Source organism: Sphingobium sp. (assembly GCF_035511395.1).
Taxonomy (GTDB): domain Bacteria; phylum Pseudomonadota; class Alphaproteobacteria; order Sphingomonadales; family Sphingomonadaceae; genus Sphingobium.
In genome coordinates this window covers 12375-26277 of record NZ_DATKFP010000313.1, presented here as the reverse complement: position 1 = coordinate 26277, position 13903 = coordinate 12375, and the positions used below count along the sequence as shown (strand labels likewise).

10 protein-coding genes and 1 other annotated feature are annotated in these 13903 nt (G+C 65.1%); of the genes, 3 read left to right on the top strand and 7 right to left on the bottom strand.

Annotated elements, in window-relative coordinates; translation table 11 throughout:
• Positions 1-22: 22 nt before the first annotated feature.
• Entirely contained in the window at positions 23-1513 is a 1491-nt protein-coding gene (locus tag VMR39_RS21735) for a SulP family inorganic anion transporter (protein WP_325419015.1), read from the bottom strand.
• Between the two features lie 64 nt (positions 1514-1577).
• Positions 1578-1633: a sequence feature (sul1 is cis-regulatory element that is thought to sense ions involved in sulfur or methionine metabolism; They are found in Alphaproteobacteria), on the bottom strand.
• Positions 1634-2146: 513 nt separating this feature from the next.
• On the opposite strand from VMR39_RS21735, the gene VMR39_RS21730 reads away from it, so the two are divergent.
• Positions 2147-2602 (top strand): hypothetical protein, encoded by a 456-nt coding sequence (locus tag VMR39_RS21730; RefSeq protein WP_325419014.1) that lies wholly within the window; start codon positions 2147-2149, stop codon positions 2600-2602.
• Positions 2603-2878: 276 nt separating this feature from the next.
• Here VMR39_RS21730 and VMR39_RS21725 read toward each other — a convergent pair whose 3' ends face one another.
• From VMR39_RS21725 to VMR39_RS21715, 3 genes are all read right to left on the bottom strand, one after another.
• Positions 2879-4186 (bottom strand): amidohydrolase family protein, encoded by a 1308-nt coding sequence (locus VMR39_RS21725; protein WP_325419012.1) that lies wholly within the window; start codon positions 4184-4186, stop codon positions 2879-2881.
• 71 nt (positions 4187-4257) lie between these two features.
• Complete coding sequence (locus VMR39_RS21720; protein ID WP_325419010.1) at positions 4258-5655, bottom strand: amidohydrolase; 1398 nt, start codon at positions 5653-5655, stop codon at positions 4258-4260.
• On the bottom strand, positions 5655-7181 hold the full coding sequence (locus VMR39_RS21715; RefSeq protein WP_325419008.1) for a peptide MFS transporter: 1527 nt from the start codon (positions 7179-7181) through the stop codon (positions 5655-5657). Before VMR39_RS21715 ends, VMR39_RS21720 begins: the two co-directional genes overlap by 1 nt.
• A gap of 154 nt (positions 7182-7335) precedes the next feature.
• On the opposite strand from VMR39_RS21715, the gene VMR39_RS21710 reads away from it, so the two are divergent.
• Positions 7336-7914 (top strand): nitroreductase, encoded by a 579-nt coding sequence (locus tag VMR39_RS21710; protein WP_325419006.1) that lies wholly within the window; start codon positions 7336-7338, stop codon positions 7912-7914.
• 70 nt (positions 7915-7984) lie between these two features.
• Positions 7985-8329, top strand: a complete 345-nt coding sequence (locus tag VMR39_RS21705; RefSeq protein WP_325419004.1) for a GntR family transcriptional regulator — start codon at positions 7985-7987, stop codon at positions 8327-8329.
• Between the two features lie 101 nt (positions 8330-8430).
• Here the strand turns inward: VMR39_RS21705 and VMR39_RS21700 are convergent, their stop codons facing one another.
• The 3 genes from VMR39_RS21700 to prsK are packed head-to-tail and all read right to left on the bottom strand — an operon-like array spanning position 8431 to position 13898.
• Positions 8431-10470, bottom strand: a complete 2040-nt coding sequence (locus VMR39_RS21700) for a tetratricopeptide repeat protein (RefSeq protein ID WP_325419001.1) — start codon at positions 10468-10470, stop codon at positions 8431-8433.
• Positions 10471-10473: 3 nt separating this feature from the next.
• The gene (gene prsR / locus VMR39_RS21695) at positions 10474-11838 is read right to left on the bottom strand and encodes a PEP-CTERM-box response regulator transcription factor (RefSeq protein WP_325418999.1); all 1365 of its coding nucleotides are present in this window, start codon (positions 11836-11838) and stop codon (positions 10474-10476) included.
• A complete protein-coding gene (prsK, locus tag VMR39_RS21690) occupies positions 11838-13898 on the bottom strand; it encodes an XrtA/PEP-CTERM system histidine kinase PrsK (protein WP_325418997.1) in 2061 nt (686 codons plus the stop codon). Before prsK ends, prsR begins: the two co-directional genes overlap by 1 nt.
• Between the last annotated feature and the right edge of the window lie 5 nt (positions 13899-13903).

Here is a 13903-nt window from a genome sequence, read left to right as displayed (position 1 = left end):
GTAGGACAGGCCGCCCCCCCCATCAATGCGGGACAGCGCCCAGTTCGACACCGGTCTTGTCGTGTAGCGCGAAGCGATCAATCAGGTCGGCGCTGGCGCGGTTACAGCCGGCCACCTCCACCTGACGCCCGTCGCGGCGCAGGCGCGCGACGATCTTGTCGAGCGCGCCGACTCCTGAAATGTCCCAGAAATGCGCGCCTGCGACATCGATCAGGATGTGGGCGGCGGTCTCTTCCTGCTGGAAGGCGCGGGTGAAGCGGTCGACCGAGGCGAAGAAGATCTGGCCGGTCACGCGATAGATCGCCGTTGCCCCATCCTCGCTTCGTTCGACCGAAAACATGCGCTGCACCTTGCCGGCGAAGAAGATGCCCGACAGCAGCACGCCTGCAAGCACGCCCAGCGACAGGTCGCGGGTCGCGACCACGACGACCACCGTCACCAGCATCACCACCGAGGAGGTAGGCGGATGGCGGCGCAGATTGAGGATCGAATTCCAGCTGAAGGTGCCGATCGACACCATGACCATGACGGCCACCAGCGCAGGCATGGGCATACGCCCGACCCACGGCCCCAGCACGGCGAGCAGGAACAGGAGGAAGGCGCCCGCGACGAAGGTAGAGAAACGGCCGCGACCGCCGGAGCTGACGTTGATGACCGATTGGCCGATCATGGCGCAACCACCCATGCCGCCGAACAGGGCCGCGACGATGTTCGCGCCGCCCTGCCCCATGGCCTCGCGCTTCTTGTCGCTGTCGCTGTCGGTCATGTCGTCGACGATCTGGGCCGTCAGCATGGATTCGAGCAGGCCTACCGCCGCCATCGTCACCGAATAGGGCAGGATGATGCGGAGTGTATCGAGCGTGAGCGGCACATGCGGCAGGGCGAAGCCGGGCAGGCCTTCGGGCAATTTCCCCATGTCGCCGACGCTGTGGACCGGCAGGCCCAGGGCGATGCTGATCGCGGTGAGCAGCAGGATCGCGACCAGCGGCGACGGGACGGCCTTCGTCAGCCGGGGGAAGAGATAGATGATGGCGAGGCCGGCCGCGACCATGGCATAGGTCTGCCAGCTGACATTGGTCAGTTGGGGCAGTTGCGCCATGAAGATGAGGATGGCGAGCGCATTGACGAAGCCGGTGATGACCGAGCGCGAGACGAACTGCATCAGCAGGTCGAGCCGCAGCAGCCCGGCGACGATCTGGATCAGGCCCATCAGGATGGTGGCGGCGAACAGATAATCGACGCCATGCTGCTTCACCAACGGGCCGACCAGCACGGCGACAGCGGCGGTCGCGGCGGAGATCATGCCCGGCCGCCCGCCGATCAGCGCTATGGTGATGGCGATGGCGACCGAGGCATAGAGGCCGACGCGGGGATCGACCCCGGCGATGATGGAAAAACCGATGGCTTCCGGGATGAGCGCAAGCGCGACGACGATGCCCGCCAACGCGTCGCGCCGCGCCGAGGCGGCATCGACGAACCACTGCCGACGGTAGCGGGTAAGGATATTGGTCATGAGAAATCCACAACAAGGCACATGGCACGGCAAGCGACGGCGCATTCGATCGGGTCATGTGGGATGTTGTCCGGCGGATCGGCGGCCGGAATAGCCACCCGGAATTTCACCGGGTCCATGCGAATGCAGTGGCCCTTAGCGGATGAGGCGGGGGCGGATCAAGATGGGCGATTGGGTGGGTGGCGGACCATCCGCAATTTCGTCATCCCGGCGCATGCGGGGATCCAGAGTGGTCAGAGGCAACCCTGGATGCTGACTTTCGTCAGCATGACGGAATGGGTGGAAAGCTGACCGGCAGTTTAGCGTAGTGAGATGTCCAAAAGCTGACATAGCGTCTGACACAGAACCTAGATTGCGATGCAAAGCATTGTCGGTCATGTGTCGTGAATGACTGGCGGTTCCACATTCCAAGACTTTTTCACGCAGGCGATGGGCGAGTTCGGCACCGTCCCTAAGCGTGGGCTTATCTACGTCACAATAGCGGGCGCGCTATCTGCCATCGCAAACCTAATTTAATGGGGGGGTGGCGCGAAATTTTCCGAATGGAATTATGCCCTTCAAGCCATTGTCATATTGCCTTGGCTCGCAGGCGCATATGCTACGACGATGACAATGGTTGCAAGGCCATCATCCGTGGCTGGCTTCGCTAAGTTCACAGCCGTTAGCATCCTGACGTTTGTGCCGATATTATCTAGCTTGGCCGCTCTGGTTTATACGTCTGGCGCTGGTGCGCACGACGGCCTGATCATTTCTACTGTTATCGCGCTGTTTCTTGTAGGCTTGCTATTTGTAGCTTTCCTGCCCGCTTGGCCGATAGCGCAGGCGATCTCGCCGCGGTTCGTAAGCCCGATGCAGATCGTCAAGGCAACGAAGGGCTACCGTTGGTCGCTGATATTGGTGTTCTTCGCAGCTAGTAGCGTGAACAAACTCATGCCTAGCATGTCGTCCGCTACGAACGTCGGTGAAGCGATTGCCCTAGCGTTATGTGGTGCCGTCGTTGCCGCTGCAACGTTGGTCCTGACCGCTAGTATCGCCGTCACGGCATGGAAGTTTGCAGCGCGGCGGGACGCCAGCCTTGCTCAACTGTGAGCGTCAGCTTTTGAAAGTGTCGCGGCATATATTAAACGGCGGCAAATGGTCGCTTGTTGCCATTTACCTACAGCCTTCATCCTGACGAAAGTCGGGATACATTCAGCGCCACGTTCGTGAGGAAGCTCTGAATGGATCCCGGATCAAGTCCGGGATGACCGCTGCGGGAAGCGGCGGATTTCAGGCAAGCCGCGGAACAAACGGACGGCAATTCCTGCTCGCCATCCGCCCAGCCAAAGAACAAAGGGGAGCCTCAGCCCCCCTTCTCCCTGCACCTCACCATTCATAGGCCTTAGGCATCGCGCCTTCGGTGGGCGTGGCGTAGCGGTCGCGCAGTTTCGTCTGGCGGTTTTCGATCGGTTGCTGGACGCCGTCGATCCACACTGCGACCGGCGCTGACGTCATTTCCAGCGGGTCACCGTCCCAGATCACCACGTCGCCTGCCTTGCCAGCCTTGAGCGAGCCGATGCGGTCGCCCAGCCCCATCGCCTCGGCCGGAGCAGAGGTGATGGTGCGCAGCGCCTGACCCCAGCTGAGGCCGGTCGCGCCCGGCACCTTGTTGAGAGCGACCATGTTGCCCGCCTGCTGGGTGGCGAGGCGCAGTTGCAGCCCCTCATCGCGATCCATCAGGCCCATGGAGACGGCGACCCCAGCCTTCACCATGCGGCCGACATTGCTCTGGGTCGCGGCCAGCTTTTCGAAGCTGGAGGGCAGGTCGTCGAGGCCGCCGGCGATCACCGGCACCTTGGCGGCGGCGATCTGGGTCGCGACCATCCAGCCTTCGGCCGCGCCGGCGAGGATCAGCTTGAGCGCCGGGAAATCCTGCCGCAAGGCGAGCACGGACACTATGTCGCGGGCGCTTTCGGCATGGATCATCAGCGGCATGGCGCCGGTGACGACGGGAACCAGCGCTTCGGCATCGACGCGGTTGAGGAGCGCGTCCCTCGACCGACCATCGTAGCTGGCAGGCGCCTTCGCATAATCCTGCGCTTCACGCAGCATCGTCTTGAAGGTCAGGATCGCGGCGGCGCGGCTGCCGCCTGCATCCTCCGCGCCGGATTCGCCCATTTCCACATATTGAAAGGCGCGCGCCTTGGTGATCGGGTTGAGGTCCGCGCCCAGATCGACCACCGCGCCCTGCCCGGCGAAGATGCCGACGCCGGTTGCAGGCACCACGACCGCGCGGGTGATGCCGGCGGTGCGGCTGACCGCGATCGGGTTGGCCAGCGGATTGATCGCGGGCGCGACGTCGATCGCCGCAGAGAAGGGCGAGCGGGCGCGAGTGTCGTTGGTCTGCTTGACCCCCGGCACCTCGACCAGGCCGACGCGCGAATAGCCGGAGACGAGACCGGGCGTCACCCATTTGCCGCTGGCGTCGACGGTCTTCGCCCCGGCGGGAACGGCCACGCCCGCGCCGGCCGCGACCACCTTGCCACCCGTGATGACGACGGTGCCGTTCTGGATCGGCTCGGAGCCGTCGCCGATGGCGAGGGTCGCGCCGGTGATGGCGATGGATTGGGCGAAGGCGGGAGCGGACAACAGCGCAGCCATGGTGGCGACAGCAGCGCAGGCGCTTCTCGACATTCGCCTGTCCTGAGCGCCTGCCTTGGCAGGCAGTCGAAGGGCTCGAAGCGAACGGAGTTTCTTGTCTACGCTCATTTCACGTCTCCCGCGCCGATCTGGCCCAGTTCGAAATCGGTCACAGGCCGCAGCTTCGGATTGGAACTGTCATACATCAGCGCCCCTTCGATCCAGACCTTTTCCGGCCGCGTATAAGTGCTGAAGGGGTTGCCGTTCCACAGCACCGCGTCGGCCATCTTGCCGACCTTGAGGCTGCCGGTCTGGTCGGCGATGCCCATGGCGCGCGCCGGATTGATCGCGAGCCAGGTCCAGGCGACCTCGTCGGGAATGTCGATCCCCATGCGGCGGCCCGCGCCCAATGCCTTGGCCGCTTCCTGGTTCAGGCGCTGGATGCCGTTTTCATCGTCCGAGTGGACGATGGCGCAGGCGCCGGCCCGATGGACCAGTGGTACATTTTCCTTGATGCCGTCATAGGCTTCCATCTTGAAGCCATACCAGTCGCCCCACATGGCCGAGCAGATATTGTTCTCCCGCAGGAGGTCGGCGATCTTGTAGCTTTCGACGGCATGGTGGAAGGCGGTGATCCTGTAGCCGAATTCCTTCGACATATCGATCACATTGGCCATCTCGTCCGCGCGATAGCAGTGATTGTGGACGAGGATCTTGCCTTCCAGCACATCGGCCAGCGTTTCCATGCCGAGGTCGCGGGTCTGGTCCTTGCCGGCGGCGCGCTTCTTCTGATATTCGCGCGCCTTGATCCAGGTCTGGCGGTCGACCGCCATATTGCCCATGCGGGTCGACGGCTCGCGCCCCTTGGCGCCGTAGACGCGCTTGGGGTTTTCGCCGCATGCCATCTTCAGGCCATAGGGCGCGCCGGGGAACTTCATCCCCTGCTGGGTGCGGGACGGGACATTCTTCACCGTCACGCTGCGACCGCCGAACAGATTGCCCGAACCGGGCAGAATCTGGAGCGTGGTGACGCCGCCATTGGCGAGTGCGCGACCGAAGCCGGGGTCCTGCGGCCAGATGCTGTGTTCGGCCCAGACATGGGGCGTCACGGGCGAGGTCATCTCGTTACCATCCGACAGCGCGTCGACGCCGGGCGAGGGATAGACGCCCAGATGACTGTGAATGTCGATGACGCCGGGCGTCAGATATTTGCCGGTACCGTCGAACACCGCGACATCGGCGGAGATCGGCGTGTCCGGACCGCCGATCGACACGACCTTGCCCTCCGACAGGAAGACCACGCCATTGTCGATGCGACCGCCTTCGCCGTCGAAGATCGTCGCGCCGCGGATCACCGTAGGGCGGCCGGGATAGGCCTTGTAGGTGGACGGATAGGGATTTTCGGGTTCAGCCGAGTTGCCTTGCGACGCGGGCGCCGCTTCCTTGTCCTTCTTTGCCGCGAGCGGTGTGGCGGTTCCCGCCAGCAACGCCGCGATCAGCAGCCATTTGCCGCCTCTGTTCATCAATGTTCCTCCCTGTTCGAGGATATGGTGTCGAGATGCATCATGCGTTTCACATAGGGCGAAACGAGCAGCACCAGTCCTCCGACGATGACCGCAAACCAGCCGATTTGCGTATAGACGTCAAGCACTTGCGTGACATTTCCTACTTCGCCGCTGCCGGTCGCGCGGGCGATGAGGCCGGCGATGAAATTGCCCGCCGCCATGGCGAGGAACCAGGTGCCCATGACGAGGCCGACCATCGACGACACCGACAGGCGCGTCATGGCCGACAGGCCCACCGGCGAGAAGCAGAGTTCCGCCATGGTGTGGAACAGGTAGATGAGGAAGACGAAGAGGACCGGGGTGAGATTTTCGCCCGCTATAGCCGCGCCTGCCACCAGCACCAGGAAGCCTGCCCCGCAGAGGATGAGGCCGATGCCGAACTTGGCGGGTGAGGACGGTTCCAGCCGGCGCTTGTCGAGGAAGGTCCAGAGGACGGCGAAAAGCGGCGCGAACAGGATGATGAAGACCGAATTGACCGACTGGAACAGCGAGGCCGGCACATCCCAGCCAAGGATGTTGCGGTCGACATTGCGGTCGGTAAAGATATTGAGCGACGATCCGGTCTGCTCGAACAGCCCCCAGAACAGCGGATTGAGCGCGATCAGGAAAAGCGCGGCGAACATGCGATCGCGATCGACCTTGCCCAGCGTGCCAACCGTGCGCCAGAGGATGTAGATGACGGTCAGGGCCGAGAAGCCGAGTAGCGCATAGCCCAGCATTTCGGCATAGCGGATCACCCCCCAGATGGCGACGATGCCCAGCGCCGCGCCCGCATAGATGGTCCATTCCTGGCTGAGGCCAGCGACCGTGGGCTGGCGCAGTTGCTGCGGTGCGGGCGGCTCGCCCCGGCCAAGCAACCAGGGTTTCAGCCAGACGAACATGACGAGGCCGAGCAACATGCCCAGGCCCGCTGCACCGAAGCCCCAGCTCCAGCCCCAGAGTTCGCCGAGCAGGCCACAGACGATCGGACCGAGCATCCCGCCCATGTTGATGCCCATGTAGAAGATCGAATAGGCCGGGTCGCGGCGATGATCGTCGCGGGGATAGAGTTCGCCGACCAATACCGACACATTGGCCTTCAGAAAACCGGTGCCGACGATGATGCTGGCAAGCGCCAGATAGAAACCATTGAGGAAAAGCGGATCCTGTCCCCCCGGCCCTTCGGTCACGGCGATCAGGAAATGGCCGATGGCGATGAACACGCCGCCCGCCAGCACCGCCTTTCGCGGTCCCAGGAACCGGTCGGACAGATAGCCGCCTATGACCGGCGTGATATAGACCAGCGACGTATAGGCGCCATAAAGGAGATAGGCCTTGTCCTCGCCGAAGAGGAAATGTTTGGTGAGGTAGAAGATCAGGATGGCGCGCATCCCGTAATAGGAGAAACGTTCCCACATTTCCGCGAAAAAGAGCAGATACAGCCCACGCGGATGGCCGAGCCAGGTCTTGCCTGCCTCGGCAGTCGTCATGTCCGAAGTCGCCATTCGGCACCCTTTGCTTATTCTTGTGTCCGGCCCTCCGTGGCGGGGCCGCTTATGGGGGCGAACCTAGTGCGGATCGGTCCGCCCTGTCAAAAGGGCGAGCCGCAATGGCTCCGGCCCTTGCGTCGAAGCGAGAGGCGCGCCATCTGTCGCAGCGATGTTCAACGACCTCTCCTCCCCGCTCGCCCTGCTCCAGACCCGCCGTTCCGGCAAGCCGCGCGACCTGATCGCGCCCGGTCCCGACGGCGCGCAACTCCGGCAAATACTGGACGTGGCATTGCGTACGCCCGACCATGGCAAGCTGGCGCCGTGGCGTTTCGTGATCGTGCCGCTGGACAAGCGCGCCGCGCTGGCGGAACTGCTGGAAACGGCCTATCGCGCCGAAAAGCCCGATGCCGGCCGGCTGGAGATCGAGGCGATGCACCAGTTCGCGCATCAGGCGCCGACCCTGGTGGTGGCGCTGTCCGCCCCGGTCGCGGGCAGCAAGATCCCGGCCTGGGAGCAGCAATTGTCGGCGGGCGCTGCGATCATGAACCTGCTGCACGCCACTCATGCGCTGGGCTTTGCCGGCGGCTGGCTGACAGGATGGCCGACCTATAATGAGGATGTGCGCGCGGCATTCGGGCGCGAAGGGGAAACGATTGCCGGCTTCGTCTTCATCGGAACTCCGGGCAAGCCGCAGGAAGAGCGCCCTCGGCCAGATTATGACGCGGTCGTCTCTGTCTGGGACAGATAATTACGCATACAAAACAAATTGCGTAATGCCATGACTTGCCCTGATCGCTGTATTATGGCACTGATGCACCATGGCCGACGAATCCAAACCCGTCTATCTCCGCCTGCGGGAGATCATTGCCGCCTCCATCCTGGACGGGGAATATAGTGATGGCGACCTGCTGCCATCGGTGCGCGCCTTTGCCGCCGCGCAAGGCGCCAATCCGCTGACGGTGGCCAAGGCCTATCAGAGTTTCCAGGACGATCGGCTGGTGGTGGTGAAGCGCGGCGTCGGCATGTTCGTTGCCGATGGTGCGACCCGCCGGCTACGCACGGCAGAACGCGAGCGTTTTCTGGAAACGGTTTGGCCCCCGGTTGCGGCACAGATCAGGCGGCTGGGGCTGCGGATCGATGAGCTGGATCTGGCGAAGGCTTAGGACTTCGGTCTTATTTTCGCTGTTCGGGCTGAGCTTGTCGAAGCCCCTTCTTTTTTAAGAATGCCCTTCGACAGGCTCAAGGCGAACGGATCCAGGTGTCTTTACAACGCCGCGAGCGCTTCAAGCGCTTCCTGCCGATCCGCAAAGCCCGGAACGGACACCGCACGGTTCAGTGCCAGTTTCGCCTCCCCTTTCCGTCCCGCGGCCGCATAGGCCTGCCCCAGGTGCAGCTGGAGCGCAGGCGCGCCGGGGGCCAGCGCAACCGCTTTTTCCAACAGGTCGACGGCTGCCGGTCCTTTCTCGCCGGTGCGCAGCAAGACCCAGCCGAGCATGTCGGCGGTCATCGGATTGCCCGGCATCAGCCGATAGCCATGGGTGGCGTAGGCGCGCGCAGCAGGACCGTCGCCGCTTTCCAGCGCCGCGCGGGCTAGGTCGGCCATCAGCACGGCGTCATTGTCGCCGATCCGGGCGCGGACCGCGCGCAGCATCCGCAACGCACCGCGCCAGTCCTGCGCCTGAATAGCGATGCCGGCCGCAAGGCGCTGCGCTTCCACATCATTGGGGTTTTGCGTCAGGAACAACTGGATGACCTGCGCGGCGCGGGCGGGATTCCCGGCTCGACCCCAGGCGGCGGCCAGGCGCAGCGCGGCGTCGCGGTCGAAGCGGATATTGGCGGCGGCTTCATAAGCGCGCGCCGCTTCTTGCGGCTGACCGGCAGCGCCCAATGTGTCGCCGAGGATGAGCCAGGCGGCGGGCGCGCCGGGATTGGCGCGACTGAGCAGGCGCGCGCGGGCGAGCGCGTCGGCGGCGCGACCGGTACTGAGCAGCGCGCGGATATAGGGGATATTGTCGATCGCGGTCGTGGCATTGGCAGGCGGCGGGCCGGCGGCCAGGGTAGCGTCGCGCGGACTGGCGAAGGGGTCGGCGGACGCGCGCACCGGCCAGTCGGCGCGGGCGAGCATGTCGTCGGCCATGGCGCGATCGCCCAGCGCTTCCTGCGCACTCGCGGCGAGCATTAGCACATAGGGATCGGCGTCGCGCTGGGCGACGATGGTAGCGAGCGTGGACGCGGCCGAAGCGAAATCGCCGTTCAGATAATAGGCCCGGCCGAGCAGGACACGGGCAGTGCGGTTGTCGGGCTGGGCAGCGACCAGGGGGGCAAGTGCCTCGGTGGCGAGCACGGCATTGCCATCCTCCAGATGCAGCACGCCGCGCAGCAAGCGAGTGGCCGGCTCGCCATCCAACCGTCCATGGGTGCGGTCCAGCAGGGCGCGCGCCAGATCGGCCCTGCCCGCCCGCGCGGCCATCACCGCCTGCATCATCCAGGCGCGCGGGTTGGACGGGTCCAGCGCGAGAATTCGGCGCGAGAGGCTGAGCGCCTTGCTCGCCTGCCCCGCATCGGCGAGGGTCGCGGCATATTGCTCCAGCGCGGGCACGGAATCCGGGTTGGCGGCAAGCGCGCGATCGAACCAGGGCAAGGCGGCGATCAGGCCATATTGGGCGCCGGTCAGTTCGCCGCGCAGCGCCAGCGCCTTCGCATTGGCGGGCGCAAGCGCCACGGCCCGGTCGGCCGCCTGGATCGCACCACCCTGATCGCCCGTCGCAAGGCGGAAGCGGCCAAGGTCGATCCAGTTTTCGGCGTCATCGGGCGCAAGCGTCAGGGCGCGTTCCAGCGCAAGCCGCGCGCGGCCTATATCGCCCTGCGCCAGCGATGCCCGCGCAATCACGCGGGCCGCCGCGACGACGGACTCTGGCGGGACGTCCGACGCCTGCGCTTCCCGCAACGCGCCATCGATGTCGCCTTGCAACAGCAGCGCCTGCGCCATCACGGCGCGCCCCTGCGCGGCGGGCCAGCCGAGGGAACGGGCGCGCTCGACCGCCGCCTGCGCACCGGCACCGTCGCCCAGTTCGGCGAGCGCGCGGGCCTGCGCGGCATGGGCCTGCATCGATCGGCCATTGCCCCGAATCGCATTCATCAATTCGACCCGCGCGCTGCGGGTGTCTCCTTTGTCGAGCGCGGCAAGGCCACGGGCGAGCGCGGCGCTGCCGTCGCGCTCATGCGCGCGCCATTGCCACAGGCCAGCGCCGCCCAGCATCAGGGCGGCCATGCCGGCGAGCAGGAAGAGACGAGAGCGGCGCATCGATCAGTTCTGGATCTGATATTGTTTGAGCAGGTCGTAGAGCGTCGGACGGCTGATCCCCAATATCTTGGCCGCGCCGGAAATATTGCCGTCGGTTCGCGCGATGGCGCGGCGGATGGCGCGGCGGTCGGCCATTTCGCGCGCGGCCTTCAGGTTCACGACATCGGCCCCTTCCAGCCGATCATCGTCCAGATCCAGGTCGGCGGCGGTGATGAGCTTGCCATCGGCCATGATGATCGCCCGCTTCATGCGGTTTTCCAGTTCGCGGACATTGCCGGGCCAGGGCCAGGCATCGAGCGCGGCGAGCGCATCTGGTGCCAGCCCCCTGACCTGCGGGTTCATGTCGCGGGCAAAGCGGGTGAGGAAATGGCGCGCCAGCAGCGCCGGGTCGCCGGACCGCTCCCTGAGCGCGGGGATGCGCACGACGATTTCGGCAAGGCGATAATAGAGATCCTCGCGGAACGTACCTGCTGCGATCATCTCCTCCAGATTCTGGTGCGTGGCGCAGACGATGCGAGTGTCGACGGCGATCGGCTGGCGCCCGCCGATCCGCTCTATCACCCGCTCCTGAAGGAAGCGGAGCAGCTTTACCTGAAGCGGCAGCGGAATGTCACCGACCTCGTCGAGGAAGAGCGTACCGCCCTGCGCCTGTTCGATCTTGCCGGGCGTAGTCTTGATCGCGCCGGTGAAGGCGCCCTTTTCATGCCCGAACAGTTCTGATTCCAGCAATGTTTCGGGAATGGCGGCGCAGTTGATCGCGACGAAGGCCTGCGAGCGACGCGGGCTGGCGTCGTGCAGCCCCTGCGCCAGCAATTCCTTGCCAGTACCGCTGGCGCCGAGCAGCAGAACCGAAACATCGGCGTTGGCGACGCGCTCGATCGTGCGGGCGACCTTCATCATTTCCGGTGCGCCGGTGATGAGGCGGCCCAATACCCGGCCATCCTCCGGCGCGACTTCGGCGAGACGGGCATTTTCCCGCTCCAGCGCATGGACGTGAAAGGCGCGGCGAACGATGAGGCCGAGTTCGTCGATGTCGACGGGCTTCTGATAGAAATCATAGGCGCCACCCGCGATCGCATCCAGCGCGCTTTCGCGCGCGCCATGGCCGGAGGCGACGATCACCTTGGTATCGGGCTTGATCTTCAGCATTTCGACCAGCGTGGCGAAACCCTCGCTTGTGCCGTCGGGATCGGGCGGCAGGCCCAGGTCCAGCGTCACCACGTCCGGGGTTTCCGACCGCAGCATCTCGATCGCTTCCTGCCGGTCGCCGGCGATGAAGAGCTGATAATCCTCATAGGCCCAGCGCAACTGCCGCTGAAGACCCGGATCATCCTCCACGATCAGCAATTTGGGGCGGGTGTCGCTCATCAGGCGGCCTTTTCTGTGTCTATGCGGGGCGCCAGCGGCAGGCGCAGGGTGAAACGACTGCCAAGTCCAGGCTGGCTTTCGACCTCGATCCGTCCGCCCATCGCCTCGGCGAGGCTGCGCGCCTCGAACGCGCCAAGGCCGAAGCCCCCCGCCTTGCTGGAGGAGAAGGGCTTGAACAGGTCGCGGCGGACATATTCGGCGCTCATGCCGGTACCCTTGTCGATGATCTCTACAATGGCGGCGCGGTCGTCGGCGGACAGGCGCAGTTCGACCGGGCTGTCGGGCGGGCTGGCGTCGATGGCATTCTGCATCAGGTGGGTCACGATCTGCTCAACGCGCGCCGGATCGGCAACCGCCATCGGCGCGGCACCGGTGACATGGACAGGATGCTGGCGCGCACGGGTCCGGGCGACCTGATCGAGCAGGTCGCGTAGCGCCATCGGGCGCGGCTCTTCCCGCCGGCCCTTGTTATGCTGGGACAGGCGGGCAAGCATGTCGTTCATCTTGCCGACCGATTCCTTCAGCGTCAGCACCATGTCGGCGCGAAATTCGGGATTGTCGGCATGACGTTCCGCATTGCGCGACAGCAGGGATAGCTGGCTCACCAGATTCTTGATGTCGTGCGCGATGAAGGCGAAGCGGCGGTTGAATTCGTCGAAGCGCTGCGCATCGTCCAGCGCCTGCTGCCCCTGCGCCTCGCTGATATAGGTTGCCGCCTGCCGCCCAGCGGCGCGCAGCATGTCGAAATCCTCCCAGTCCAGCCGCCGGTCGATCGGCGGGCGGGCGAGCAAGATCGCGCCGATCAGGCGGCGATAATGGATCAGCGGGGCGAGCGCCCAGGCGCGCCCGTCCTGCGTTACCCAGTCGGGCAAGGCCGGGGCGTTGTCGGTCCTGGCGAGATCCAGAACCCAGCCGCTCACCTCCAGCCGGGCAACCAGTTCGGAGGGGAGCATCGCCGCTTCGGGCAGGTCGCCGGTCCAGTTCCAGTGTGTCTCGAAGGCCAGCCCGCCCTGCTCGTTTCGCAGGAGCAGCATCGCGGCGGGGGAATCGGTGATGTCCGCCACCGCCTTGGCCACGCGCTGGCCGAGCGGCGCGGGATCCTCGCCAGGGCGGGCGATGGTTTCGCCGAAGCGCATCCATTCGGTGCGATAATCATAGCGATGCTGGAAGAAGTGTTTGGCGACCTGTACCTTCCAGAGCGCCCGCATCTGCGGCGAGGGCAGCAGGACGAGCGCGGTGACGGCGGCGAAGAAGACCGCGCCGATCTCCACCAGCCGGGCATAGGGGCCGGCGATCAGTTCGATCAGCACGGCCGCCGCCGTGACGACGACGACATAAAGCGCGACCGCGAAGATGGAGAGCGACTGGACTGTCAGCGTGCGCGACAGCTGCAAGCGCCCGGCCATCTCCTTGCGCATGCCGATGGCGATGACCGGCGCCAGCAGGGCCATCAGCAGGCCGCGCAGCGCATAAAGCTCGCTCACGCGGTTGGGTGCGAAATAGCAGATGGCGTAGAGATTGAGGTCATAGGTCCACATCGCCGCCAATGCGCCGAACAGCAGCGCCACCCTGCCCCGCTCGCGCGAGGGCCAGGCCGTGTAGAGCTGATGGACCAGGAGCAGGCAGCCGATCGCAGTCATCATCCGAAGGATCAGGGAACAGGTCACGAGCGCATGATGCATGTCGCTGTCGACCGGCAATTGCCGCCAGGTGAGGTCGGTGAAGGTCTGGAGCAGAATGAGACCCGCGACCGCTGCGTAGACCGCCGCTACCGCGCCGATCGATCCGGTTCGGCCGACCGGGCCGCGCCGCAGCATGACGAACAGGGCGAGCAGCCATGCGGCGTTGCGGATGCTTTCGCCGACACCCGACAACGGTTTCGATACGCCGCCGAAAGAGACATAGAGCGCCCAGCAACTGGTCAGCAGCAGCGCGCCCGCGAGCATGCGCAGCTCGATCGCCTCCTCGCGCCGACGCAGTAGGAAGATGCCGAGCGCGGCGAACAGCACCGCCGCAAGCGCATGGCCCCAGTCGCCGATAAATTGCAGGAGGACGCCCACACCCC